Below are 1,210 nucleotides of genomic sequence, written 5' to 3'. Positions count from 1 at the left end.
GCCTCGCCCTCCAGCGTGCCGCAGGCGGCGACCACCGCCTCCATCTCGTCGCGCTCGCCGTTGCAGTGCAGCACGAGGTCGCAGCCCGCCGCGATGCTGCGGGCGGCGCGCTCGTCGATCGCGCCCGACAGCGCTTCCATCGACAGATCATCGGTCATGATCAGCCCGTCGAAGCCGATCTCCTCGCGGATCATCCGCATCGCCGCCGCGGAGGTGGTGGCGGGGCGCTCGGGGTCGACCGCGTCGAGCACGATATGCGCCGTCATCCCCATCCGCATCTCCGACAGCGCCGCGAAGGGCGCGAAATCGCGGGCGCGCAGATCCGTAAGCGGCACCGAGACGCGCGGCAGCGCCTTGTGGCTGTCGACGCTGGCGCGGCCATAGCCGGGAATGTGCTTGAGCACGGGCAGCACGCCCCCCGCCAAAAGCCCGTCGGCGGCGGCGCGCGCCGCCCCGACCACGCCCTCGACCGTGTCGCCATAAAGCCGGTTGCGCAGGATATGATGCGTCTGCGGCTCGACCAGATCGGCCAGCGGCGCGCAGTTCACGTCGATGCCGACCTCGAACAATTCGGCCGCGATCAGCCGGTGCCGCAGCCATTGCGCGCGCAGGGGATCATGCGCCCGGCGCATCTGGTCGAGCGCGGGAAGATAATCCTGCCAATGCGGCGGGCGCAGCCGCTGCACGCGTCCGCCTTCCTGATCGACGAGGATCGGCGCATCGCGGCCCACGGCCGCGCGCAGATCGCCCGTGAGGCGGCGCAGCTGGTCGGGGGTCTCGACGTTGCGCGCAAACAGGATGAAGCCCCAGGGCTCGGCATCGCGAAAGAACGCAGCCTCGTCGCGCCCCAGATGCGCGCCTTCGGGGCCGAGGATCGCCGCGCAGCTCATCGCACCACCACCGGAATGCAGGCGGCGTCCTCGGCCACCAGGGCCGAGCAGAAGCGCCGCGCCTCGGCCAGATCGGCAAAGCCAGTGGCGCGCAGCCGGAAGAAGGTCCGCCCGCCGCTCACCGCCTCCTGCACGAGCCGGTCGTGCCCGGCCAAAAGTTCGCCGAACCGGCCCTTGAGGCGCAGCCATTCCTGCCCGGCCACCTCGGGGCTTTCGAAGGCGCCGAGCTGCACGAGGCTGGTGCCGGGCGCGATCGGCGTGGTGCTGACGGTGACGGGGGCGGCCTCGGGCTTGGGCGCGGGTGCTGCGGCGGCGGCCAT

2 protein-coding genes are annotated in these 1,210 nt (G+C 72.0%); both read right to left on the bottom strand.

All coding sequences use genetic code 11. From position 1 onward, the window contains the following. Window positions 1-890, bottom strand: an 890-nt coding sequence (locus NHG85_RS09760) for a glycoside hydrolase family 3 N-terminal domain-containing protein (protein ID WP_253331907.1), incomplete at its 3' end; no start/stop codon positions are given. Further along, window positions 887-1,210 (bottom strand): SPOR domain-containing protein (locus NHG85_RS09755; RefSeq protein ID WP_253331905.1); only part of this gene is annotated, 324 nt, incomplete at its 5' end. The genes NHG85_RS09755 and NHG85_RS09760, both read right to left, overlap by 4 nt.

The sequence above is a fragment of the Limimaricola litoreus genome, assembly GCF_024159025.1.
Taxonomy (GTDB): Bacteria; Pseudomonadota; Alphaproteobacteria; order Rhodobacterales; family Rhodobacteraceae; genus Limimaricola; species Limimaricola litoreus.
The sequence above is the reverse complement of the archived record's forward strand: the minus strand, read 5'-3'. Positions and strand labels throughout refer to the sequence as shown.